Source organism: Arthrobacter sp. Hiyo1 (assembly GCF_001263615.2).
Taxonomy (GTDB): Bacteria; Actinomycetota; Actinomycetes; order Actinomycetales; family Micrococcaceae; genus Arthrobacter.
In genome coordinates, this window is sequence record NZ_DF952468.1 from 601,155 (window position 1) to 602,356 (window position 1,202).

Annotated in this window: 1 protein-coding gene and 1 pseudogene; one reads left to right on the forward strand and one right to left on the reverse strand. The window is 64.1% G+C overall.

Annotation, left to right across the window (positions count from 1 at the left end; genetic code table 11):
• Nucleotides 1-555, forward strand: a pseudogene (locus AHiyo1_RS02700) (diacylglycerol kinase); the annotation flags it as partial.
• On the opposite strand, the gene AHiyo1_RS02705 reads toward AHiyo1_RS02700, so the two are convergent.
• A complete protein-coding gene (locus AHiyo1_RS02705; RefSeq protein WP_059387530.1) occupies nt 512-943 on the reverse strand; it encodes a hypothetical protein in 432 nt (143 codons plus the stop codon). The pseudogene AHiyo1_RS02700 and the gene AHiyo1_RS02705 sit on opposite strands and share 44 nt — an antisense overlap.
• Nucleotides 944-1,202 lie beyond the last annotated feature (259 nt).

Below are 1,202 nucleotides of genomic sequence, written 5' to 3' on the forward strand. Positions count from 1 at the left end.
GCCGGCCGCATCACCACCGGCGGACGGACCGTGTGGTTTGCGGGAGCTGTATCGGCGGGATTCGACGCTGCCGTCAATGAACGGGCCAACTCCTGGAGGTGGCCCCGCGGTACGCTCCGCTACACCCTGGCGATGCTCCGGGAGCTCGGATCGTTCCGGGCCATCAACTACACCGTGACTGCCGACGGCGCGGAAACGAAGGAAGGCGCCATGCTGATTTCGGTGGCCAACGCCCCATCGATCGGCGGCGGCATGCGCATCGTCCCGGATGCCGCGCCCGACGACGGGCTGCTGGATCTGTTTATCGTCAAGCCGTTATCCCGGCTGGCCCTCCTCGCTGTCTTCCCCAAGGTCTTCTCCGGCCGGCATACCTCGCACCCGGCGGTGGAAATCCGCCGGGTGCGTTCAGTGCGGCTTGCCGCCGAGAATGTGGTGGCCTACGCCGATGGTGAGCGGATCGGCCATCTTCCCTTGGACATCGACGTGGTTCCGGGCGCCTGCGGGTATTGGCCTAAGCCTGGCCGTCAGCTTGCGAGGCGACGGCCAGGCGGTTGAGCGCGAGTGCGCCCACAAGCAGGCCGAAGTCGCGGAGGGCGACGTCGAAGAAGTTGCCCAGCACCAGCAGGTTCACGATGATGCCCAGAAGCCAGACCGCCACCAGGAGCGAGCCAAAGCGTGGCCGGACCGCCACCGCAATGCCGGCCACAATCTCCACGACTCCCACGATGTACATGAAGGTCTGGGCCGGGACCGGAATGACGGAGGTGGCCACGGGCGCCAGGTAGATCGTCCAGTGGGTGAGCAGGTTGGTGAACTTGTCCAGGCCGAAAATGATCGGCGCCACGGTGAACACGGTCCGGAGGAGCAGGAATGCCTGCCGCTGGGGATCCATGGACATGAGCGATCCGGTTTTCGCCTGGGCCGGGGATGATGCAGTGTTCATGATGCCTTCTTTCTAAAACTGGATACTTTGATTTTAGAAAGTCCCAAAGGAATTAAGCAATGAGTGTTGATTTTAGAGTTAAGCTTGATGCATGACCGGACTTCCCTGGCTGCGTCGACTCTCCGCTTTGGCATCCCTCGACGACGGCAACCGCCGCCGCCTGTACGAGCACGTCTGCGGGGCACGCGACGCCGTCAGCCGGGACGACGCCGCGATGGCCCTCGGGCTCCCCGCAGCACGGCCTCCTTCCATCTGGACC

Coding starts and splice junctions, on each gene's coding strand:
- AHiyo1_RS02705 (WP_059387530.1), bottom strand. CDS start 943: ATGAACACTGCATCATCCCCGGCCCAGGCGAAAACCGGATCGCTCATG.